The 21,742-nt window shown below is 58.7% G+C and carries 20 protein-coding genes; 15 read left to right on the forward strand and 5 right to left on the reverse strand.

Translation table 11 applies throughout. The features are described from left to right. Position 1: 1 nt before the first annotated feature. The 3 genes from CFBP6623_RS05395 to CFBP6623_RS05405 are packed head-to-tail and all read right to left on the reverse strand — an operon-like array spanning position 2 to position 2,399. A complete protein-coding gene (locus tag CFBP6623_RS05395; protein WP_046800240.1) occupies positions 2–1,195 on the reverse strand; it encodes a GNAT family N-acetyltransferase in 1,194 nt (397 codons plus the stop codon). Next, the gene (locus CFBP6623_RS05400) at positions 1,192–1,932 is read right to left on the reverse strand and encodes a glycerophosphodiester phosphodiesterase (RefSeq protein ID WP_046800239.1); all 741 of its coding nucleotides are present in this window, start codon (positions 1,930–1,932) and stop codon (positions 1,192–1,194) included. The genes CFBP6623_RS05395 and CFBP6623_RS05400 overlap by 4 nt, the downstream gene beginning before the upstream one ends. Further along, on the reverse strand, positions 1,929–2,399 hold the full coding sequence (locus CFBP6623_RS05405; RefSeq protein WP_046800238.1) for a RidA family protein: 471 nt from the start codon (positions 2,397–2,399) through the stop codon (positions 1,929–1,931). Before CFBP6623_RS05405 ends, CFBP6623_RS05400 begins: the two co-directional genes overlap by 4 nt. A 116-nt stretch (positions 2,400–2,515) precedes the next feature. Here CFBP6623_RS05405 and CFBP6623_RS05410 point away from each other — a divergent pair, with 116 nt between their 5' ends. The 14 genes from CFBP6623_RS05410 to lpxB all read left to right on the forward strand — a co-directional run bounded on the left by CFBP6623_RS05410 (position 2,516) and on the right by lpxB (position 16,838). Beyond that, positions 2,516–3,358, forward strand: coding sequence for a cell envelope integrity EipB family protein (locus tag CFBP6623_RS05410; RefSeq protein WP_046800237.1), 843 nt, complete (start codon positions 2,516–2,518; stop codon positions 3,356–3,358). A 192-nt stretch (positions 3,359–3,550) separates the two neighbouring features. Continuing rightward, on the forward strand, positions 3,551–4,318 hold the full coding sequence (gene rpsB / locus CFBP6623_RS05415; RefSeq protein WP_046800236.1) for a 30S ribosomal protein S2: 768 nt from the start codon (positions 3,551–3,553) through the stop codon (positions 4,316–4,318). Between the two features lie 362 nt (positions 4,319–4,680). Further along, the gene (gene tsf, locus CFBP6623_RS05420) at positions 4,681–5,607 is read left to right on the forward strand and encodes a translation elongation factor Ts (RefSeq protein ID WP_046800235.1); all 927 of its coding nucleotides are present in this window, start codon (positions 4,681–4,683) and stop codon (positions 5,605–5,607) included. 97 nt (positions 5,608–5,704) lie between these two features. Next, positions 5,705–6,427, forward strand: a complete 723-nt coding sequence (gene pyrH / locus CFBP6623_RS05425; protein ID WP_003502561.1) for a UMP kinase — start codon at positions 5,705–5,707, stop codon at positions 6,425–6,427. A 66-nt stretch (positions 6,428–6,493) separates the two neighbouring features. Next, positions 6,494–7,051, forward strand: a complete 558-nt coding sequence (frr, locus tag CFBP6623_RS05430; protein WP_046800234.1) for a ribosome recycling factor — start codon at positions 6,494–6,496, stop codon at positions 7,049–7,051. 64 nt (positions 7,052–7,115) lie between these two features. After that, complete coding sequence (locus CFBP6623_RS05435) at positions 7,116–7,859, forward strand: isoprenyl transferase (protein WP_046800233.1); 744 nt, start codon at positions 7,116–7,118, stop codon at positions 7,857–7,859. Next, positions 7,859–8,692, forward strand: a complete 834-nt coding sequence (locus tag CFBP6623_RS05440) for a phosphatidate cytidylyltransferase (RefSeq protein WP_046800232.1) — start codon at positions 7,859–7,861, stop codon at positions 8,690–8,692. The genes CFBP6623_RS05435 and CFBP6623_RS05440 overlap by 1 nt, the downstream gene beginning before the upstream one ends. 49 nt (positions 8,693–8,741) lie before the next feature. Then, the gene (gene rseP, locus CFBP6623_RS05445; protein ID WP_162249011.1) at positions 8,742–9,863 is read left to right on the forward strand and encodes an RIP metalloprotease RseP; all 1,122 of its coding nucleotides are present in this window, start codon (positions 8,742–8,744) and stop codon (positions 9,861–9,863) included. A 199-nt stretch (positions 9,864–10,062) separates the two neighbouring features. Next, positions 10,063–12,387: an outer membrane protein assembly factor BamA gene (bamA, locus tag CFBP6623_RS05450; RefSeq protein ID WP_046800230.1), complete on the forward strand. Its 2,325-nt coding sequence runs from the start codon at positions 10,063–10,065 to the stop codon at positions 12,385–12,387. 49 nt (positions 12,388–12,436) lie between these two features. Continuing rightward, positions 12,437–13,504: a UDP-3-O-(3-hydroxymyristoyl)glucosamine N-acyltransferase gene (lpxD, locus tag CFBP6623_RS05455; RefSeq protein ID WP_046800229.1), complete on the forward strand. Its 1,068-nt coding sequence runs from the start codon at positions 12,437–12,439 to the stop codon at positions 13,502–13,504. Continuing rightward, positions 13,497–13,964 (forward strand): 3-hydroxyacyl-ACP dehydratase FabZ, encoded by a 468-nt coding sequence (gene fabZ, locus CFBP6623_RS05460; RefSeq protein ID WP_004441570.1) that lies wholly within the window; start codon positions 13,497–13,499, stop codon positions 13,962–13,964. The genes lpxD and fabZ overlap by 8 nt, the downstream gene beginning before the upstream one ends. Then, positions 13,961–14,776, forward strand: coding sequence for an acyl-ACP--UDP-N-acetylglucosamine O-acyltransferase (lpxA, locus tag CFBP6623_RS05465; RefSeq protein WP_046800228.1), 816 nt, complete (start codon positions 13,961–13,963; stop codon positions 14,774–14,776). The genes fabZ and lpxA overlap by 4 nt, the downstream gene beginning before the upstream one ends. Positions 14,777–14,779: 3 nt before the next feature. Then, positions 14,780–15,652: an LpxI family protein gene (locus CFBP6623_RS05470; RefSeq protein WP_046800227.1), complete on the forward strand. Its 873-nt coding sequence runs from the start codon at positions 14,780–14,782 to the stop codon at positions 15,650–15,652. A 4-nt stretch (positions 15,653–15,656) separates the two neighbouring features. Beyond that, complete coding sequence (lpxB, locus tag CFBP6623_RS05475) at positions 15,657–16,838, forward strand: lipid-A-disaccharide synthase (RefSeq protein WP_046800226.1); 1,182 nt, start codon at positions 15,657–15,659, stop codon at positions 16,836–16,838. A 103-nt stretch (positions 16,839–16,941) separates the two neighbouring features. On the opposite strand, the gene gltA is transcribed toward lpxB, so the two are convergent. After that, positions 16,942–18,231, reverse strand: coding sequence for a citrate synthase (gene gltA / locus CFBP6623_RS05480; protein ID WP_006312523.1), 1,290 nt, complete (start codon positions 18,229–18,231; stop codon positions 16,942–16,944). Between the two features lie 307 nt (positions 18,232–18,538). Here gltA and CFBP6623_RS05485 point away from each other — a divergent pair, with 307 nt between their 5' ends. Next, entirely contained in the window at positions 18,539–20,974 is a 2,436-nt protein-coding gene (locus CFBP6623_RS05485) for a ComEC/Rec2 family competence protein (RefSeq protein WP_046800368.1), read from the forward strand. A gap of 19 nt (positions 20,975–20,993) precedes the next feature. Here the strand turns inward: CFBP6623_RS05485 and CFBP6623_RS05490 are convergent, their stop codons facing one another. Next, positions 20,994–21,671, reverse strand: a complete 678-nt coding sequence (locus tag CFBP6623_RS05490) for a glutathione S-transferase family protein (RefSeq protein ID WP_046800225.1) — start codon at positions 21,669–21,671, stop codon at positions 20,994–20,996. Positions 21,672–21,742 lie beyond the last annotated feature (71 nt).

The following is a 21,742-nucleotide window of genomic DNA, read 5'->3' on the forward strand; positions in this document are numbered from 1 at the left end:
ACTAAACGTCCGGTTCCTGTCTCTCGCCCTTGCGGAAGGGCGTGTGTTCATCAAGATAATCGCCGATATGCTCGACTTCCTCGCGCTCGCGCTGAAGATAATCGGCAATGGCGCGGCGCAGGCCCGGATGGACGATGAAATGCGCCGAATGGGTGGTGACCGGCACGTAACCACGCGCCAACTTGTGCTCGCCCTGGGCACCGGCTTCCACTCGTTTTAATCCCTTAGCCAGCGCGAAATCGATTGCCTGATGGTAACAGACCTCGAAATGCAGAAAGGGATGGTCCTCGATGCAGCCCCAATGACGGCCATAAAGTGCATCCGAACCGATGAAATTGATCGCACCAGCAATGTAACGCCCATCGCGTTTCGCCATCACCAGCAATACGTCATCGGCCATGCGTTCGCCGATCAGCGAATAAAACTCCCGCGTCAGATAGGGCCGGCCCCACTTGCGGCCACCGGTATCCATATAGAAGGCGAAGAACTGATCCCAGATATCCTCAGTCAGATCGCTTCCGGTAAGCCAGTCGATCTCGATGCCGTTTTCCAGCGCTGCGCGGCGCTCCTTTTTCAGCCCTTTGCGCTTGCGCGAAGAAAGGGCGTCGAGAAAATCATCGTGATCGCGGTAACCGTCATTGAGGAAGTGGAATTGCTGGTCGGTCCTGTGCAGGAAATCGCGCGGCAGAAGTGCGGCAAGATCGTCCTCGGGCAGAAAAGTGACATGTGCGGAAGAAACGCCGATCTTTTCCGTCACTTGGGCGAGGCCGGAGGCAAGGAGCGGCTTGAAGCGCGTTTCGTCCACCGTTTCGGAAGTGAGCAGCCTCGGCCCTGTCGCCGGAGTGAAGGGAACCGAACATTGCAGTTTTGGATAATAATGACCGCCGGCCCGCTCGAAAGCATCCGCCCAGCCATGGTCGAACACATATTCGCCCTTGCTGTGGTTCTTCAGATAGGCCGGTATTGCCCCGACCAGATCACCGGACGAGTTTTCGAGTAGCAGATGATTTCCAAGCCAGCCGGTCTTGGCTGTCGCCGATCCGGAATTTTCCATCGATGATAGAAAAGCATGGGAAATAAAAGGATTGTACGGTTTTCCTAATGTATTGCGCGATGTTCCGGAAAGCTGTTTCCAGCTTTCCGGGTCAATATCCCCGAGGGATTGCGCAACGCGAATGGAATAATCTTCTGTCATGCCGTGGCGGATGGGTTCTCTCTCGGGTCGAAACCCTCGAATGTCATCTGGTCCGCATATTTATAGGTAGTCTCGCGCGCATTTTCATCCCTGACCGTCCATGTAATCACCGGAAGGCCAAGTTTTCTTTGCGCTTCGATAAAGCTGTTGGGCAGATGCCCCCAATGATAGGAGATGAAATCAAGACCCAACTGCATCGCTTCGTCGTGTTTGAAGAAGTCTTCCGGCTTGTCGCCTTCGGCGGTGAGACCCAGTGGCCAGGGCGAGCCCGCAGCCTTCAGGTCCTTCAGCAGGTGGTGGTCGAAGCTCATCAGCGCCACATGGCCCTTGTAGCCCTCCAGGTCTTCCAGAACCGCCTCGGCGAAACCGTCATCGACACCTTCACCCTCACGGCCCTTCAGCTCGATCACCAGCGGCACTTTGCCGGCAGTAAGCGCCAGAAGCTGCCTGAGGGTAGGGACGCGGTCCTTGGTTTGGCCAACGGCAAGCATGGCCAGTTCACCTGACGTGCGCTCGCGCACGTCGCCATTGATGCCTGTCAGCCGGGCCATGTCATGGTCGTGGAAAACCACCGGCACGCTGTCGGCCGCCAGCTGCACGTCGCATTCGATGGCGAACCCGGCCTCGATGGCGCGGGAAAAAGCGGAAAGCGTGTTCTCCCAAACCGCCTTGTTGAGATCATGATAACCGCGATGGGAGACGGGCTGCGCCGTCAGCCAGGAAAGTTTCAGTGTCATGCGTCGATTTCCACGATGGCGTCGATCTCGACGGCGGCATTGAAAGGCAGGCAGGCCATGCCAACGGCGGCGCGGGCATGTTTGCCGGCATCACCGAGAACATTGGCGAGAAGGTTGGAGGCGCCATTGATAACGAGGTGCTGTTCCACGAATTCGGGGACAGAGGCAACAAAGCCGTTCAGCTTGATGACGCGGCGGATTTTCGAGAGATCGCCATTCAATGCGGCCTTGACCTGTGCGAGAATGTTGACGGCGCATAATTCGGCAGCGCGCTGGGCGCCGGCCACGTCGACATCGCGGCCAACAAGGCCGGTCACCGCAATCTTGCCAGATTCCATCGGCAGTTGACCCGATACATAAAGCAGATTGCCGCTGATGGTGAAGGGAACGTAGTTTGCGGCTGGTGCTGCGGCTACGGGAAGCGTAAAGCCAAGTTCCTTGAGGCGGCCTTCGATGACATCCGACATTTTCGTCTCCGGTTTTGTTGTAAATCCTTCAAGAATCCGGCATTCAGAAGATGTTGATCCAAAAGCCGGGCGGTTGCTTGTACAATATGAGCGGCTCTTCCAACAGGAGATATTGCATGTTTGTCAGGACGCTTGGTTTCGTTGCCGCAACAGGGCTTATGACCGGCCTGTCAAACGCCGCCAATGCCTTGCCGGTGGCGGTTCCGGACCTCGTCGCCCATCGCGCAGTCTATGATCTCGAACTCAAGGATGCGTCCGACCGCTCCGGCATCGAGGGCATGACGGGCCGCATGGTCTATGAATTCACCGGCTCGGCCTGTCAGGGTTACAAGACGGATTTCCGCTTCGTGACGCAGATCAACACCGGCGACGCGGTTCGTATGACCGACCAGCAGACCACGACCTTCGAGGATCTGACGGCCAAGAAATTCACCTTCGAGACCAAGTCCTACACTGACGACAAGCTGGACAAGGAAGTGCAGGGCGCGGCAATTGACGGCACCGACGGCATGAAGGTCGATCTGACCCGTCCGGATGCCCGCCAGGTCAGTCTCGTCGCCAGCGAATTCCCGACGCAGCATATGTTTCAGGTCATCGAACATGCGAAACAGGGGAAGCGCATCTTCGAATCCCGGATCTTCGATGGTTCCGATGATGGTGATGAGAGCCTGATCACTTCGACGCTGGTCGGCAAGTCGCAAACTCCGAAGGATGGCGACGCGGACGCCGGCAAGGCGGGCGATTTCGCCAAGGCGGCATTCTGGCCGGTGACGATCGCCTATTATAACGACAAGACCGGTACCGACGCCCTGCCGATCTACCGCATGTCGTTCAAGCTCTACGAAAACGGAATCACCCGCGATCTGACGATGGATTACGGCGATTTCGTTCTGACTGGAAAGCTTGCGAAGCTTGATATTCTCAAGCCCGAAACCTGCGAAAACAAGCCAGTCCGCTGAAACGCGGCTATTTGAGCGATTTTTTCGCATAAATGCTTGCATTTTCATGCGGGCGACTGTATGCGGCTCACCATTCCACACGCGAAGCTTGGGATGTTCCGGGAGAAATCCGGTCCGTTCCGCCCGGTGGTATCGATGAAAATCGGTGCTGTTCGCTTCGCGGGGGTTAAACCGGAAAAGGAGTAACAAGGCATGGCATTGCCCGATTTTTCTATGCGCCAGCTTCTGGAAGCTGGTGTTCACTTCGGCCACCAGACGCACCGCTGGAACCCGAAGATGAAGCCGTACATCTTCGGCGACCGTAACAACATCCACATCATCGACCTGGCTCAGACCGTCCCGATGCTGTCGCGCGCCCTGCAGGTCGTGTCGGACACCGTTGCCCGTGGCGGCCGCGTTCTGTTCGTCGGCACCAAGCGTCAGGCGTCCGAAATCATCGCCGACAGCGCGAAGCGTTCGGCCCAGTACTACGTCAACTCCCGCTGGCTCGGCGGCATGATGACCAACTGGAAGACCATTTCGAACTCGATCCAGCGTCTGCGCAAGGTTGACGAAATCCTGAACTCGGAAGGCTCCGGCTATTCCAAGAAGGAACGCCTGAACCTTGAGCGCGAGCGCGAAAAGCTTGAAAAGGCTCTCGGCGGTATCCGGGATATGGGTGGCGTTCCGGACCTGATGTTCATCATCGACACCAACAAGGAAAAGATCGCGATCGAAGAAGCCAAGCGTCTTGGCATTCCGGTCGTTGCGATCATCGACAGCAACTGCGACCCTGACCATATCGACTACCCGATCCCGGGTAACGACGACGCATCGCGCGCCATCTCGCTTTATTGCGACCTGATCGCCCGCGCTGCCATCGACGGTATCGCACGTCAGCAGGGCGCTTCCGGCCGCGACATCGGCGCTGCCGAAGAAGCTCCGATCGAGCCCGCTCTCGAAGACGAGGCTGGCGCCTGATTTAGGCCCTGTCTGGCGGCGATTTCTTGATCGCCGTCTCCTCGACCAGGATATGACAAGGCCGTCAAAGACCTTCAATGGGTTGACGGCCTTGTTCGTTTCAAGCGCTCCGCCGCTTTTTTTTAAGAAGCCGCTGGCGTCCGATGTGGTTGAAACGGAAGGCAGTCTTCATAACGCTGTCACACTTCGGCGGCACCCATCATTTCGATGTATGGAGACGCCGCAGCACTTGGGAATACGCATACCCCTTTCCTGAAATCCTCTCCGGTTTCAAAGGGTGTGCGGCCGGGTACACTCATCACCCAGAACTTCGGCACGGCAAATTCAGCCGGCTGACCGATCGAACCGATAAGAGGCAAACAATGACCGAAATCACAGCCGCAATGGTGAAGGAACTGCGCGAGAAATCCGGCGCAGGCATGATGGACTGCAAGAAGGCTCTTGCTGAAACCAATGGCGACATGGAAGCGGCGATCGACTGGCTGCGCGCCAAGGGCATCGCAAAGGCCGACAAGAAGTCCGGCCGTACGGCTGCCGAAGGTCTGATCGGCGTCGCCACCATGGGTCACAAGGCTGTTGTTGTCGAACTCAACTCCGAGACCGACTTCGTTGCCCGTAACGACGCGTTCCAGGACCTCATCCGCGGTATCGCCCAGGTTGCCCTCTCCACCGACGGCACCGTTGAGGCTGTTTCCGCCGCCAATTACCCTGCAACCGGCAAGAACGTTGCCGACAGCATCAAGGACGCGATTGCCACCATCGGCGAAAACATGACGCTGCGCCGCTCTGCAGCGCTTGAAGTTCCGCACGGCGTTGTCGCGACCTACGTCCACAACGCTGCCGGCGACGGCATCGGCAAGCTCGGCGTTCTCGTTGCCCTGAAGTCGGAAGGCGACAAGGCTGTCCTGAACTCCATCGGCCGCCAGGTTGCCATGCACATCGCTGCAACCAACCCGCTCGCCATCCGCGCTGAAGAAGTCGACGCCGCCGTTGCTGAGCGCGAACGCAACGTCTTCATCGAGCAGGCCCGCGAATCCGGCAAGCCGGAAGCCATCATCGAAAAGATGGTTGATGGCCGCATGCGCAAGTTCTTCGAAGAAGTCGCCCTTCTGTCGCAGGCTTTCGTCATCAACCCGGACATCACCGTCGGCGCTGCCGTCAAGGAAGCTGAAAAGGAAGCTGGCGCTTCCATCGAAGTGACCGGCATGGTTCGCCTGCTGCTCGGCGAAGGCGTGGAGAAGGAAGAAAGCGATTTCGCAGCAGAAGTCGCCGCAGTCGCCAAGGGCTGATTATATTTACCCAATCTTGGGAAAACGGGAGGGCATCGCGTGACAACGCGGTGCCCTTCGTGTATCCGCGTTTCGGTTACATTTCCGAGGAGTCATGATGTCTTCCAAGCCGATCTACAAACGTGTTCTTCTCAAGGCTTCCGGCGAAGCCCTTATGGGTGATCAGGGTTTCGGTATCGATGTGGCGGTGGCCGACCGGATCGCCTCTGATATTGCCGAAGCAAGGGCGATGGGTGTTGAAGTCGGCGTCGTCGTTGGCGGCGGCAATATTTTCCGCGGCGTGGCCGTGGCGTCCAAGGGTGGCGACCGTGTCACCGGCGACCATATGGGCATGCTGGCAACCGTCATCAACGCGCTGGCGCTCGCAACCTCGCTCCGCAAGCTCAGCATCGACACCGTTGTTCTCTCCGCAATCGCCATGCCTGAAATCTGTGAGAGCTTCTCGCAGCGTGCGGCCCTTCACCATCTTGCCCAGGGTCGCGTGGTGATTTTTGCCGGCGGCACCGGCAATCCGTTCTTCACCACAGATTCCGCCGCAGCCCTGCGCGCTGCGGAAATGGGCGCGGAGGCCATCTTCAAGGGCACCCAGGTGGATGGTATCTATTCCGCCGATCCGAAGAAGGACCCGACGGCCACCCGTTTCGACGAGCTGACTCATAGCGAAGTGCTCGGCAAGGGTCTGGCGGTGATGGATATCGCGGCTGTCGCGCTTGCCCGCGAAAACCATATCCCGATCATTGTCTTCTCGATCCATGAGAAGGGCGGTTTCGCACAGATATTGACCGGCGGCGGCCGCAAGACCATCGTGCACGACAAGTAATCAAAAAAACATGCCGCCCCCGGGGCGAATTCCGGCCGCTATGGCCGACAGAGATGGAGTATCTAGATGAGTGGTATTGACCTCAACGATATCAAGCGCCGCATGGATGGCGCCATCAATGCGTTCAAGAGCGATATAGCATCGCTGCGCACCGGTCGTGCTTCGGCCAACATTCTCGACCCCGTGACCATTGAGGCCTATGGCTCGCGCGTGCCGCTCAACCAGGTGGCAAACATCACCGTTCCCGAGCCGCGCATGCTTGGCGTCAACATCTGGGACAAGTCGATGGTCAACGCCGTCGACCGCGCCATTCGCGAATCCAATCTCGGTCTCAACCCGATCGTCGACGGCCAGAACCTCAGAATTCCGCTGCCTGAACTCAACGAAGAGCGCCGCAAGTCGCTCGTCAAGGTGGCCCACGACTATGCCGAAAAAGCAAAGGTGGCGATTCGCCATGTGCGCCGCGACGGCATGGACGGCCTGAAAAAAGCCGAAAAAGATGGCGACATCGGTCAGGACGAAAGCCGTGGACAGTCCGAAAAGGTCCAGAAAATGACCGACGACACGATTTCCGAGATTGAACGCTTGCTTGGCGAGAAGGAAAGAGAAATCATGCAGGTCTGATATCGCTTGCGATAGACCTGTATTTTATTCGTTTTAATTCCGCACTGCCTGTTACTGGATCGATATGCCGACGACGACACGTTCCTCAATACCCGAGCACGTCGCCATCATCATGGATGGAAATGGGCGTTGGGCAAAACAGCGCGGTCTTCCGCGCGTGATGGGGCATCGCCGCGGGGTTGAGGCCGTGCGCGAAACCGTGCGTGCGGCCGGCGACTGCGGCATCAGCTATCTCACGCTTTTCGCTTTCTCCTCGGAAAACTGGCGCAGGCCGGAGTCCGAGGTGAGCGATCTGATGGGGCTTCTGAAGGCCTTCATTCGGCGCGACCTTGCGGAACTGCATCGTGAAAACGTTCGTGTGCGCATCATCGGCGACCGGCAGGGCCTGAAAAACGACATCCGCTCCCTTCTCGAAGAGGCGGAGCAGATGACGGCTGATAATACCAAGCTGACGCTGGTGATCGCTTTCAATTACGGCAGCCGTGACGAGATTACCCGCGCCACTATGGCGATTGCCCGCGATGTCGCGGAAGGCCGGCTGGATGCCGCATCGATTACGCCAGAGATGATTTCGGCGAGACTTGATACGTGCGGAATGCCGGATCCGGATCTCATCATCCGCACCAGCGGCGAAGAGCGCCTGTCGAATTTCCTGCTCTGGCAGGCGGCCTATTCCGAGTTCCTGTTCGTTCCCGAATATTGGCCCGATTTCGACCGGCAGCTGTTCTTTTCCGCAATCGAGCAATATGCAACGCGTAATCGCCGCTTCGGCGCCATCGCCGAGCAGGTTGCCGTGGCAGGCGCCTGATGAGCCGTGAACTCAGACTGCGGATAGTCTCCGCAATCGTCATGGCGGCGGTCATTCTGGCCGCCACCTGGTATGGCGGCATTCTGTTCCGCATCGTGGCCGGTCTTCTGGCGATCCTCATCTATTATGAATGGTCGACGGTTACCCGGCTGTCCGAAACCAATTCCACCGGCAATGCCTGGGGCTGGTTCGCGGTTGCCGTCATCGCCGGCAACACGATTTTTGGCGAACCGTCACTCGATCTGCCGCTGCTGTCAGGTTTTACGCTGACGGCAGCGCTTTTCCCCGTTCTGCGCGGCAGGAACTGGTGGCTTGTGGGCGGCATCATCTATGCCGGTCTCAGCGGCATTTCGCTGGCTGCCATTCGTGGTGACGAGTTGACCGGATTCGTCTCCATCCTGTTCATTTTTGCCGTTGTCTGGTCGACGGATATTCTTGCTTATTTCGTCGGGCGCGCCATTGGCGGACCAAAGCTCGCACCGGCGATTTCTCCCGGCAAGACCTGGTCCGGAGCGATCGGCGGCGCCGTGGCCGCGCTGATCGGCGGCGGCGCGGTATCGCTCGCCTATCACGGCAGGATCAGTCTGCTGGTACTCGGGCTCGCCTTCATCCTCTCGGTCTTCAGCCAGATAGGCGATCTTTTCGAATCTTTCGTGAAACGGCGTTTCCAGGTCAAGGATTCCAGCCATCTCATCCCGGGCCACGGCGGCTTCATGGACCGTGTTGACGGTCTTGTTTTTGCCTGCTTTACGGTATTCCTCATTGCTTTCGTGCATGCGGCGGCAACCGGCGACGTGCCCGGATCGGGCGGCGGTCTCCTGCCGGGCTTTTAAGCGGCGCGAAAGGTCACGACATAAAGGGCAGATTGTCATGAACACAGTAATGGCGGCGACCGGTTTTCTGACCGGCTACATCGTGCCCTTCATCCTGGTGCTTTCACTGCTCGTTTTCGTCCATGAAATGGGCCACTATCTCGTCGGTCGCTGGAGCGGCATCCGCTCCACCGCATTCTCCATCGGTTTCGGCCCGGAACTGATTGGCTTTACCGACCGGCATGGCACGCGATGGAAGATTTCCGCGATCCCGCTCGGCGGCTACGTCAAGTTCTTCGGCGACGAAGATGCGGCGAGCAAGCCGGATAGTTCCGGCATGTCGCATATGTCGCTGGAGGAGAGGGCGCAGACACTTGCCGGCGCAAAATTGTGGAAACGGGCGGCGACGGTTGCGGCGGGCCCTATCGCCAACTTCATCCTTGCGATCCTCATCTTTGCGGTTCTGTTCGGTGTATATGGCCGGATGATCGCCGATCCTGTCGTCGCCGAGGTGCGTGAAAACAGCGCCGCCGCAGCGGCAGGCGTGCGCCCCGGTGACCGTCTGGTGGCGATCGACAGCGAAAAAGTCATGACCTTCGAAGATGTCCGCCGTTACGTCGGCATCCGGCCGGGCACGCCGATCACCGTGACTGTCGAGAGGGCAGGCGAGGAGCTGAAGCTGCCAATGGTTCCGACCCGCACCGAGACCACGGACCAGTTCGGCAACAAGCTGGAAATGGGCATCATCGGCATCGTGACCAATCAGACCAGCGGCAATTTCCGCCATATTGAATATTCGCCGTCTGAGGCCCTGCTTGAGGGCGTGCGGGAGACGGGCCATGTCATCACCGGCACTTTCAATTATATCGGCAATCTTGTGACCGGCCGCATGAATGCCGATCAGCTCGGTGGTCCGGTGCGCGTTGCGCAGGCATCCGGCCAGATGGCAACACTCGGCATCGCCGCCGTCATCCAGCTCGCTGCCGTGCTTTCAGTGTCGATCGGACTTCTGAACCTGATGCCTGTCCCGGTTCTGGACGGTGGGCACCTGGTGTTTTATGCCATCGAGGCCATCCGCGGCAGGCCGCTCGGCGCCGGCGCGCAGGAAGTTGCGTTCCGTATCGGCATGGCGATGATTCTGGGTCTTATGGTTTTTGCAACATGGAATGATATCAGCAGCTTGATCGGCTGAGGATTGTGTTTTAACGGTTTTGTTAGGAGCTTGTTTACCTTGTTTTTATGCCGAAGTGGCGAATGAGCCACTCTGGATCACGAAGTAAACAGAATTTAACGTTCTGACTTGCTTGTAGGGGAAAAGCAGGTAAAACGACGCACATGGCCGGAGTCGGGTTCCGCCCGCTGAGGGACAACGTAAAAAGGTAAGATTTGAAATGAAGGCTGGTTCAAGATTTTTGAACGCGGTGTCGGCGGTTGCGCTGTGTGCTGGTGTTTCTTCGGTTGCGGGCCTTGGCGTGCTTGCCTCTGCTGGTGCTGCACATGCAGCCGTTATCAGCAAGATCGATGTTCGCGGGGCCGAGAGGTCCGGTGCGGACTCCGTGCGTTCCAACATCACCATTGCGCCGGGTAAAAACTTTTCCAATTCGGATATCGATGAATCGGTGAAGCGTCTTTACGCCACCGGTTACTTCTCGAATGTCTCCATGCGCGTTTCCGGCAGCACGCTGGTCGTAACCGTCAATGAGAACCAGCTGGTCAACCAGGTGGTCTTCAACGGCAACCGCAAGATCAAGGACGACAAGCTCGCCGGCATCGTGCAGACCCAGTCGCTCGGCCCGTTCAATCAGGCGATCGTGACTGCGGATATTGCCCGCATCAAGGAAGCTTATGGCGCGATCGGTCGCAGTGACGTCGAAATCACCACCCAGACCGTTTCCGTCGGTCAGGGCCGCGTGAACATCGCTTTCGTCATCAATGAGGGTGAGCGCACCAAGATCGGCCGCATCGATTTCGTCGGCAACAATTCCTATAGCGACGGTCGTCTGGCCGCCGTCATCAATACCAAGAAGTCCAACATGCTGTCGTTCCTGACACGTAAGGACGTCTATAATGAGGACAAGCTGCGCGCCGACGAAGAGGCGCTGCGCCAGTTCTATTACAACCGCGGTTATGCCGACTTCCGGGTCGTGTCGTCCGATGCTGTGCTGGACGAGTCCAAGAACGAATACACCATCTCCATCACGGTGGATGAAGGCAAGAAATACGACTTCGGTAACGTCGCTGTCGAATCGACCGTTCCGGGTGTTGATGGTTCTGAACTGCAGGGTCTCGTTGAAACCCGCCAGGGCGCCAGCTACAGCGCCAAGGAAGTTCAGCAGAGCATGGAAGCGATTTCCAAGCGCGTTGCCGGTGAAGGTTATCCCTTTGCTCGCGTAACGCCGCGCGGTGACCGCGACATGTCCGGCAACACCATCGGTGTGACCTATATCGTCGATCAGGGCGAGCGCGCCTATGTCGAGCGTATCGAAATCCGCGGCAACACCCGCACGCGTGACTATGTCATCCGTCGCGAATTCGATATTTCCGAAGGCGATGCATTCAACCAGACGATCATCACGGCGGCAAAGCGCCGTCTCGAAGCGCTGGGTTATTTCTCGAAGGTCAACATCTCGACCGCTGGCGGCAGCGCGCCTGACCGCGTCGTCATCGTGGTTGATGTCGAGGATCAGTCGACGGGTTCGTTCGGTATCGGTGCAGGTTATTCGCAGAACGACGGCGTTCTGCTTGAGGCATCCATCGAAGAAAAGAACTTCCTCGGTCGCGGCCAGTACATCCGTCTCGCCGCCGGTGCGGGCGAAGACGATGCGCGCAGCTACACGCTGTCCTTCACCGAGCCGTATTTCCTCGGCTACCGTCTGGCCGCAGGTTTCGACCTGTTCAAGAGTCAGAGCCGCAGCGAAGACTATTATGATTACGACGAACAGGGCTTCGCGCTGCGTGTGACCGCGCCGATCACCGAAGACCTCTCGACGACGTTCAAATATACCTACAAGCAGCTCAACTATGATGGTGAGGGCGATTGGGAAACCGGCAGCAACCTTGCCGAACCCTATAAGGCTCTGATCCGTGGTGGCGACTGGACTCAGTCCATCATCTCCAACACGCTGAACTACAATACGCTCGACGACCGCAACATGCCGCGCGAAGGCTGGCAGGCTGCCCTGACGAACGAATTTGCGGGCCTCGGCGGCGATTCCGAATATTACAAGATCTACGCCAAGGCGCGCTTCTATTACACGCTGTCGGACGAGTACGATGTCATCGGCTCGATCACCGGTCAGGCGGGTCATGTTGTTCCGACTGGCGACAATCTGCTGGTATTCGATCAGTTCAAGTTCGGCGGTCGTCAGGTTCGCGGCTTCAAGAACGACGGTATTGGCCCGCGCATCGGTAACGACTCCATCGGCGGCACGACCTACTTCGCAGCTTCTGCTGAAGTTACCGCCCCGATGCCTGGCGTTCCGGAAGATTTCGGCCTGCGTCTGGCTGGTTTCGTCGATGCCGGTACGCTTTACGGCAACAAGGTCGCCAACAGTGCAGGTGTAAAGGATGACAACTCCATCCGCGCATCCGCTGGTATCGGTGTGATGTGGGCATCGCCCTTCGGTCCGATCCGTGTTGACTATGCTGTACCGATCGCCAAGGAAGACTACGACGAGGAACAGCGTTTCCGGTTTGGCATGTCCAACACTTTCTGATATCGGCAGTCCAGAACTGCAACTTTGAACGTTCTGGAGTTTCCGGCTAATGGAATACAACGCCTTTTTTCCGCCCCACGATGGATTGCGATTGAAAGATATCGCAGACCGTTTTGGGGCGGAACTGTCTGATGAGGCGGCAGGTGAGCGGATTATCAGGTCCGTCGCGCCGGTCTACCGGGCAAAACCCGATCAGCTCTGCTATATTCTCTCCCGCAAGAACCGCGATGAGTTGGTAAGCTGCGAGGCTGGCGCCGTCATTTGCGACGCTGCGCTGGCGAATATGGTGCCGTCTCACATTCCTGCACTGATCTCGAAAAATCCGCATACGCTTTTTGCGCAGGTGGGTGCCTTGCTGCATCCCTCCGCCATGCGTCCCGCGACGATTGCGCCGATGGAGACCGAGATTTCTCCGGCCGCCCATGTCGATCCGTCGGCGAAGCTGGAGGCGGGCGTGATCGTTGAGCCGCTCGCCGTGATCGGCGCCGGCGCTCATATTGGTGCCGGTACACGGATTGGCCCCGGTGTCATCATCGGGCCGCATGTGCAGGTGGGGCGCGATTGCACCATTTCCGGTGGTGCGAGCATTCTGGTCGCCCTCATCGGCAACAATGTGATTATCCATAATGGCGCACGCATCGGTCAGGATGGGTTCGGTTACGCTCCCGGTCCCCGCGGCATGCTTAAAATCGTGCAGATCGGCCGGGTCATTATTCAGGACAATGTCGAGATCGGCGCCAATACCACGATCGATCGCGGCACCATGGATGACACCGTCATCGGCGAAGGCACAAAGATCGATAACCAGGTCCAGATTGGTCACAACGTGCGCATCGGCCGCCATTGTGGCATCGTCAGCAAGGTCGGCATTGCGGGCAGCACCCGCATTGGTGATGGCGTGATGATCGGCGGCGCGGCGGGCGTCAATGGCCATATCACCATTGGTGATGGTGTGCAGATCGCGGCGATGAGTGGTGTTGTCGCCGATGTTCCGGCCGGCGCCCGTTACGGCGGAACGCCCGCACGTCCGATGAAATATTTCCTGCGCGACATGGCCGAAATTCTGGCGCGCGCTGAAGCGCGTGATAAAAAAACAGGAGAAAAAAACAATGACTGAAGAAACGAAGACGACGCTCGGCGCGGCTGACATTCTGGAAGTCATGAAGCTTCTGCCGCATCGTTACCCATTCTTGTTGATCGACAAGATCATCGATATCGATGGTAACAACTCGGCGACCGGCATCAAGAACGTCACGGTCAACGAACCGCATTTCACCGGCCATTTCCCGGATCGGCCGATCATGCCGGGCGTTCTGATCGTCGAAGCCATGGCGCAGACGGCAGGTGCAATATGCGCCCGCAGTCAGGGCGAGGGCGGCCATCTGGTCTACTTCATGACAATCGACAATGCGCGTTTCCGCAAACCCGTGATCCCCGGCGATCGTCTGGAAATCCACGTCGTCAAGCAGCGTCAGCGCGGCAATGTGTTCAAATTCCATTGCGAGGCGAAGGTCGACGGCGCCCTGGTGGCGGAGGCTGATGTCGGCGCGATGATGATCCCCGAGGACCAGCAATGAGCCGGGTAGCCGCCTCGGCCAAAATTCACCCGACCGCCGTTGTCGAAGACGGTGCGGTTATCGGTGAAAATGTCGTCATCGGCGCGCTCAGCTATGTCGGCGCAAAGGTCACGCTGCACGACGACGTCATATTGCACAATCATGCCGTCGTTTCAGGCCTGACCACCATCGGCCGTGGATCGGTGATCCATCCCATGGCCATCATTGGAGGCACCCCGCAGGCGGTTCGCCACGACGGATCGGAAACGACGCTCGTGATCGGCGAACGCTGTGTCATGCGCGAAGGCGTTACGATGAACGCCGGCAGTTCGGATGGTGGCGGCAAGACCATTGTCGGTGACGATAATCTGTTCCTTGCCAATTCGCATGTGGCGCATGATTGCCGCCTCGGCAATCACATCATCCTGTCGAACAATGTGATGCTGGCGGGCCATGTCACCATCGAAGACCGTGCTATCCTGGGTGGCGGCTGCGCCGTGCACCAGTTTACCCGCATCGGCCGTCAGGCCTTTATCGGCGGGCTGTCGGCCGTCAATTACGATGTTATTCCCTATGGCATGCTGAACGGCAATCCCGGAATTCTTGGCGGCCTCAATGTGGTCGGCATGACGCGCGCCGGCATTGAACGGGCGGATATTCACAAGGTCCGGCGTGTCTACAAGCAGATCTTCGAGGCTGAAGGCACAATCCGCGGCAACGCGGCGGCAATCGATCGTAATGAATATCTGGATTGCCCGCAGGCCCTCGAAGTCATCGATTTCATCGGCGCGGGCACCGACCGCGCGATCTCTTCGCCCAATCGGGGCAAGTGAGCCGTGACAGGCGGCGGGCGTCTAGCCATCGTGGCCGGCAGCGGCCAGCTGCCGCTTTATGTGGCGGCCGCGGCCCGCGAGATGGGTGAAAATCCCTTCATTGTGCGCCTGCGTGATGATTCCAGTTTCGACTGGAGCGGCTTCGACAATGCTGTCATCAGCGTGGGCGACGTGGCAGGGCTCGGCCGTTTGCTGCGTGAAAACCGGGTGGACCGCGTCGTGCTTTCCGGCGCCGTGGCTCGACGGCCGGAATGGCGGGAAATCCGCCCGACAGTCGGCATCGTGCTGAAACTGCCCTCCATCGTCCGCACGTTGCTGTCGGGCGGTGATGACGCCGTGTTGCAGATGGTGATCAAGGTCATCGGCACGATGGGCGCAAAAGTCATCGGCGCTCACGAGATCGCGCCCGGCCTGCTTGCTACGACAGGCACTTTGGGCACCCAGAAACCCACAGACGAAGACCTGCGCGATATTCGCAAGGCGGCTGAGGCGGCACTTGCGCTTGGCACGCTTGATGTCGGGCAGGGAGCGGTGTCGGTTGGCGGTCGCATCGTTGCGCTGGAAGGCGTTGAGGGCACCGATGCCATGCTGGCACGTGTTGCGGCGCTGCGTGCCGAGGGCCGCATATCGCCCCGCCGCAGGGGTGTATTGGTGAAGCTTTGCAAACCGCAACAGGATATCCGCGCCGACCTGCCGACCATCGGTATCGAAACCGTGGAGAATGCGCAGAAAGCCGGCCTGGCGGGCATCGCCGTCGAAGCGGGACGGGCGCTGGTGCTTGACCGCGACGAGATGTTGAAAGCCGCCGATCAGGCGGGCATATTTGTCTGCGGCATCGATACATCACTCGGTAGTGATATGATCGGGGAGAGATGATCGGATGACGGCGACATTAAAAGTGGCGGTTATTGCCGGGGAAGTGTCCGGCGATCTTCTGGGCGCGGATTTGATCCACTCCGTCAAAGCTCGATATCCGGGATCCGTTGAGCTGATGGGCGTCGGCGGCGAGGCGCTGGAAGCGCAGGGACTGACCTCGCTGTTCGATTATTCCGAACTCTCCATCATGGGCTTCACGCAAGTCCTCAAAAAATTGCCGAAACTCATCGCGCGCATCAACCAGACAGCGCAGGCGATCATCGCCGCAAAGCCGGATATTCTGCTGATCATCGACAGCCCGGATTTCACGCATCGTGTTGCGAAAAAAGTCCGCAAGCAATTGCCGAATCTACCGGTTATCAACTACGTCTGCCCCAGCGTCTGGGCGTGGAAGGAATATCGCGCCACCGCGATGTTGTCCTATGTCGATCACGTTCTTGCCCTGCTGCCCTTCGAGCCGGACGCGATGCGGCGTCTCGGCGGCCCGCCAACCACCTTTGTCGGCCATCGTCTCAGCGTCGATCCCGATGTGCTGGCGGTGCGGCAAAAGCGGGCGGAACGCTCCCTTCCGGCAAAGGGTGAAGCCAAAACCATTCTTCTGCTGCCCGGGTCGCGCTCCACTGAAACCACGCGGTTGATGGAGCCATTTCGAGAGGCCGCAAAGGCCTTTGTGGAACGCAACGGCCCAACCCGTTTCGTGTTGCCCACCGTGCCGCGTCAGGAAAACCGTATACGCGAGCTGGCGGCAACATGGCCGGAGTATATAAGGCCCGAAATCGGCATTGATTCCGCCTTCAAATGGAACGCCTTTGCGCGGGCCGATGCGGCGATCGCTGCGTCCGGTACTGTTATTCTCGAACTGGCGCTTGCCGGCGTGCCGACCGTTTCTGTTTATAAGACCGACTGGATTTTCACCATGCTCAGCAAGCGGGTAAAAACCTGGACGGGCGCACTTCCGAACCTGATTGCCGACTACCCGGTTGTGCCAGAATATCTCAACGAGGTGGTGCGGCCAGGGTCCATGCTGCGCTGGGCCGAACGGCTTGCATCCGACACTACCGAGCGGCGGGCGATGCTTGAGGGTTACGCTCTGGTGCAGCAGCGCTTGCACACCGATGTGCCTCCGGGCGAAACCGGCGCTGGCATCCTTCTCGATGTGTTTAACGCCCGCAGACAGCAAGGCTGATAGAGCTGGCCTTCGTAGCCGTTGGCCGAACGTGTTTCTCTTATCCAATAGAAAAAGGCCGGCGGATTTTCACCCGCCGGCCTTTGATGTTTTGATTCCCGGTTTAGCGCTTGGAAACCGGAACGTAGTCACGCTTGCCGGCGCCCGTGTAGAGCTGGCGCGGACGGCCGATGCGCTGCTGCGGATCTTCGATCATTTCGTTCCACTGTGCGATCCAGCCGACGGTGCGGGCGAGCGCGAAGAGAACGGTGAACATGGTGGTGGGGAAGCCGAGCGCCTTCAGCGTGATGCCCGAATAGAAGTCGACATTCGGGTAAAGCTTCTTTTCGACGAAGTAGGGGTCGGAAAGGGCGATCTTTTCCAGTTCCAGCGCAACCTGCATAATCGGATCGTCGGAATTGCCGGTTGCTTCCAGCACTTCGTACATCGTCTTCTGCATGATCTTGGCGCGCGGGTCGTAGTTCTTGTACACGCGGTGGCCAAAGCCCATCAGGCGGAACGGGTCGTTCTTGTCCTTGGCGCGGGCGATGTATTCCGGAATACGGTCAACGGAGCCGATCTCGTTCAGCATGTTGAGCGCCGCTTCGTTGGCGCCGCCGTGGGCAGGGCCCCAGAGGCAGGCGATGCCAGCCGCAATACAGGCGAACGGGTTCGCACCCGAAGAACCGGCAAGACGCACCGTGGAGGTGGAAGCGTTCTGCTCGTGGTCGGCATGCAGGATGAAGATGCGGTCCATGGCGCGGGCCAGAACCGGATCGACCTTGTAATCCTCGCAGGGCACGGCAAAGCACATGTGCAGGAAGTTGGAAGCGTAGTCCAGATCGTTCTTCGGGTAAACGAAGGGCTGACCGATATGGTACTTGTACGCCATGGCGGCGATCGTCGGCATCTTCGCGATCATGCGCAGCGAAGCGACCATGCGCTGGTGCGGATCGGTAATGTCGGTCGAGTCGTGATAGAAGGCCGAGAGCGCGCCGACCGTGCCGCACATGACGGCCATCGGATGCGCATCGCGACGGTAGCCGGTGAAGAAGCGGCTCATCTGCTCATGCACCATGGTGTGGCGCGTAACGCGGGTGTCGAAGTCCTTCTTCTGCGCAGCCGTCGGCAGTTCGCCGTAAAGCAGCAGATAGCAGGTTTCCAGGAAGTCGCCCTGTTCGGCAAGCTGCTCGATCGGGAAGCCGCGGTGAAGGAGAACACCTTCGTCACCATCGATATAGGTGATCTTGGATTCGCAGGAGGCCGTCGACGTGAAACCCGGGTCGTAAGTGAAGGAGCCCGTGTGCTTGTAGAGCGTGGCGATATCGACGACGCTTGGTCCAATCGTGCCTTCCCTTACCGGGAGTTCCACCTGCTTTTCGCCAAGTGTCACTGTAGCGCTTTTTTCCGTCATACTGATCCTCCGAGAACATGCGGGTGGAGGCGTTGAGACACGCCTCGCGGTTAAGCGTCTACCGATTAGCTATATGATCCTTGCGCCGATGCCAAGCTATTCGAAGGTCAAATTGTGCATTGCGGCAAACGCAATTACGTTGCTTGCGGCTTTATCGGCCATGGCAATTCAATCTCGGTCAACGCAACATTAAAGGAAAGGATTGCAATCCTTCCCGCTGCCCTGCAAACCTGTTTCCGGTGCGGCAGGGGCGCGGCGCGGATTGCTTGGTCAAGGGGAAAAAAAGCATTTCGGATATGCCGAAACGTTGCAGGGTGGCTTGCCCGGCACGCATGAAATCCTGTTTCCCGTTCACCGCGCCGGCGATGTTGTGGCTTGTGATTTGCCCACCCTTGCTGTCAGGCGGAATCTCAAGGCAGTCATCGCCGGAAAGGTTGCCGACTGCGTCGCCGAGGAGCGCGCATTCGGCCATGATTTCCTTTTTGTTCCCGTCCTTATCGGCTGCGGCGCGATCCTGTGGTTTTCCCTTGATGTCACGCCGTCCTTGCCCGCTCTCGCAATCATATTCCTGCTTGCCGCCGGTCTGGCGCTGCTTACCCGGTATAATAACGGCCTGTCGGCGGCGGCCTGCGGCGCTGGCGCTTTTCTTCTGCTGGGCATGCTTCTGGCAGATATTGAAACCCGGCGAGCGGGAACAGTGGTGCTGGATACCCCGGTTACAACCACCATCACCGGCACGGTGGTTCGCCGGGAGGTGGATGCGCGCGGCTCCTGGCGATATGTTATTCAGCTGGCTGCGACCGAAGCGCCGGCATTGTCGCGCCCGCCGACGAGAATTTCGCTGCTTTCCCGTGGCGGAGGTGAGCCGGTCGCACTTGGCGCGACCATTCAAGGCAAAGCCCGGCTGTCGCCACCTTCCGGTCCAGCCTTGCCGGGTCTGAACGACTTTGCCTTCGCTTCCTATTTCAAAGGCATAGGTGCGACCGGATTTTTCTACAAGCCGCCGCAGGCGCTGATATCACCAAAGGGAGACATGAAAGGCGAAACGCGTTGGCTGGAATGGGCGGATATGCGGCTTTATGGCCTGCGCAGCGCCATTGCAGAGCGCATCCGCAACACCATTGGCGGTGACGCCGGAGCCTTCGCCGCCTCCATTATCACCGATGAGAGACAGGCGATCTCGGCACCCACGATGGAAGCATTGAGGCTTTCCGGCCTTGCCCATATCGTCGCCATATCCGGGCTGAACATGGCGCTCGCCGCAGGCATATTCTTTGTGGGGTTGAGGCTGACCTTCAGCCTGTTTCCTGCCTTTGCTCAGCGCTGGCCCGTCAAGAAGATTTCGGCTTTCGCGGCGCTCTTGATGACGCTCGCCTATTACCTGATTTCCGGTTTCGCCGTCTCCGCTGAGCGTGCCTGGCTGATGATGTCGGTGATGCTGATCGCGGTCCTTTTTGATCAGCCGTCGCTCAGCCTCCGCAATGTGGCTATTTCGGCTCTCATCATCCTCGGCTTTTCGCCTTCGGAAATCATGGGGCCGAGTTTCCAGATGTCGTTTGCCGCGACCATCGCGCTCGTATCCACCTATGCCTGGTGGGGCCGCCGGCGCAGCGATCACGAGCGACTGTTGATCGGACGCAGACCGGTATGGATGACGGCGGCACAGATGGCAGGCACCGTCATTGGCGGCGTCATCACCACATCGTTGATTGGCGGACTTTCGACGGCGATCTATTCGGCAGAGCATTTTCACCGTGTCACCACCTATGGACTTTTCGCCAATCTGGCCGCCATGCCGCTGATGTCGCTGATCGTCATGCCCTTTGGCCTGCTCGCCATGCTGCTGATGCCGTTCGGGTTGGATGCGCCATTCCTGAAGATCATGGGCTATGGCATGGCGCTCGTCATCGAAGTCGCCAATGAAGTGGCGTCCTGGGGCGGCAGCGCGGCGACGGGGCGGCCACATGAGTGGTTCATTGGCCTCGGCTCCGCTGGCTTCCTGCTGCTCACCTTGCTGCGCAGCCGGCTTGCATTGCTTGGTATTCCGCTTCTTGTCTCCGCCTTCGGCCTGTCGGCGGCCGTGGCCTATCGCGATGTCCCGGATTTGCTCATTCACGAGGAGGGTGAGTTGGTGGCGCTGCTGGAAGACGGCAAGGCCTATACGACAAAAACGCGACCACAGGGCTTCGTATACGGCCAGTGGCAAAGAGCACTCCTGTTGCCGGAACAGCCTGTGCCACCGGTCATTCTTAAAGCGCATGCCGCAGTAACCAGTGTAGGCTTGACCGCAAAATCAAAACTTACGCCGGAGGAGATGAGGGCGGTGATGCGGCAGATGACGGCAGCGCTGAAAGATGCGCAACCCGGCGTCTTCACCTGCAGCAAAGGCATATGGTGCGTGGCGCGCGCCAGGAGCGGGGAGTGGATCGTCGTTCTGGAAGATGGCCGGTTTGCCGGAAAAGCCTGCGATATCGCCGATATTGTCGTCGTTTCCCGCAGGACCTCGTTTTCACAATGCCGCTCAGGAGCACTTCTACTCAACCGCGATATATTGCGGCGCATTGGCTCGGTAGAAATAGGCTTCGCCGGCAATAATCAGCCGGGGGTGGTCGGACGACTACGCGCAGCAATTGCCGGGGCGAACAGGCCATGGAGCGAGCACCGCTACTACGACTGGAAAAGCGACCGCTTCGAATACGAGGTGCCGGAACCGGTCAGGCAGTTGCTGACGGCATCGCAATAAACGCCGTCAGCAGTGATATTCAGACCTTCACGCGCAGATCGTCAGTCAATGCGCCAATGCCGCTGATTTCCTGTTCATGCGCCGCATCGCGCCAGATCTCCTTCACTCCGGCCTCATACCACTCACGCATGGCGGGCAGGGTGAGCAGCCGATCGCAATAGGCTTTTGCCGCAGGTGAAAGATCGGCGCCATAGGTCTGGAAACGGAACGCCACGGGGCAGAAAAAAGCATCGACCGCCGTGAATTTCTGACCGGCAAGATAGGGACCGCCGAATTTTGTCAGACCTTCGCTCCATAACGCATCGATGCGCTTTATGTCTGCCGCAAGCCCGGCATCGCCACCCTTCGGCTTGACCCGAATACCGACCGACATGGGATAAAGATTGCGCAGTGAGGAAAAGCCGGCATGCATTTCGCTCGCCGCCGAACGCGACCATGCCCGCGCCTGCTTGTCGCTCGCCCAGACGCCCTGGTGCCGTTCTGCGAGATATTCGGCGATCGACAGCGTTTCCCATATCGTCACGCCATCATCGACAAGGCAGGGCACCTTGCCGGTCGGCGAAAAGCTGGAAAAGGCGACACCTTCGCCAAACGGAACAAGTCTCTCATCAAAGGCGATACCGAGCGTGCGCATCAACACCCACGGCCGCAGCGACCATGAGGAGTAGTTCTTGTTGGCGATGTAAAGATCGTACATGGCTTATCTCCCGGATATGACGCGCATTTCTATACCTGTCGGGGCATGATGGAATACCGAAAATAATCCAT

It is taken from the genome of Agrobacterium tumefaciens, assembly GCF_005221385.1.
GTDB classification, from domain to species: domain Bacteria; phylum Pseudomonadota; class Alphaproteobacteria; order Rhizobiales; family Rhizobiaceae; genus Agrobacterium; species Agrobacterium tomkonis.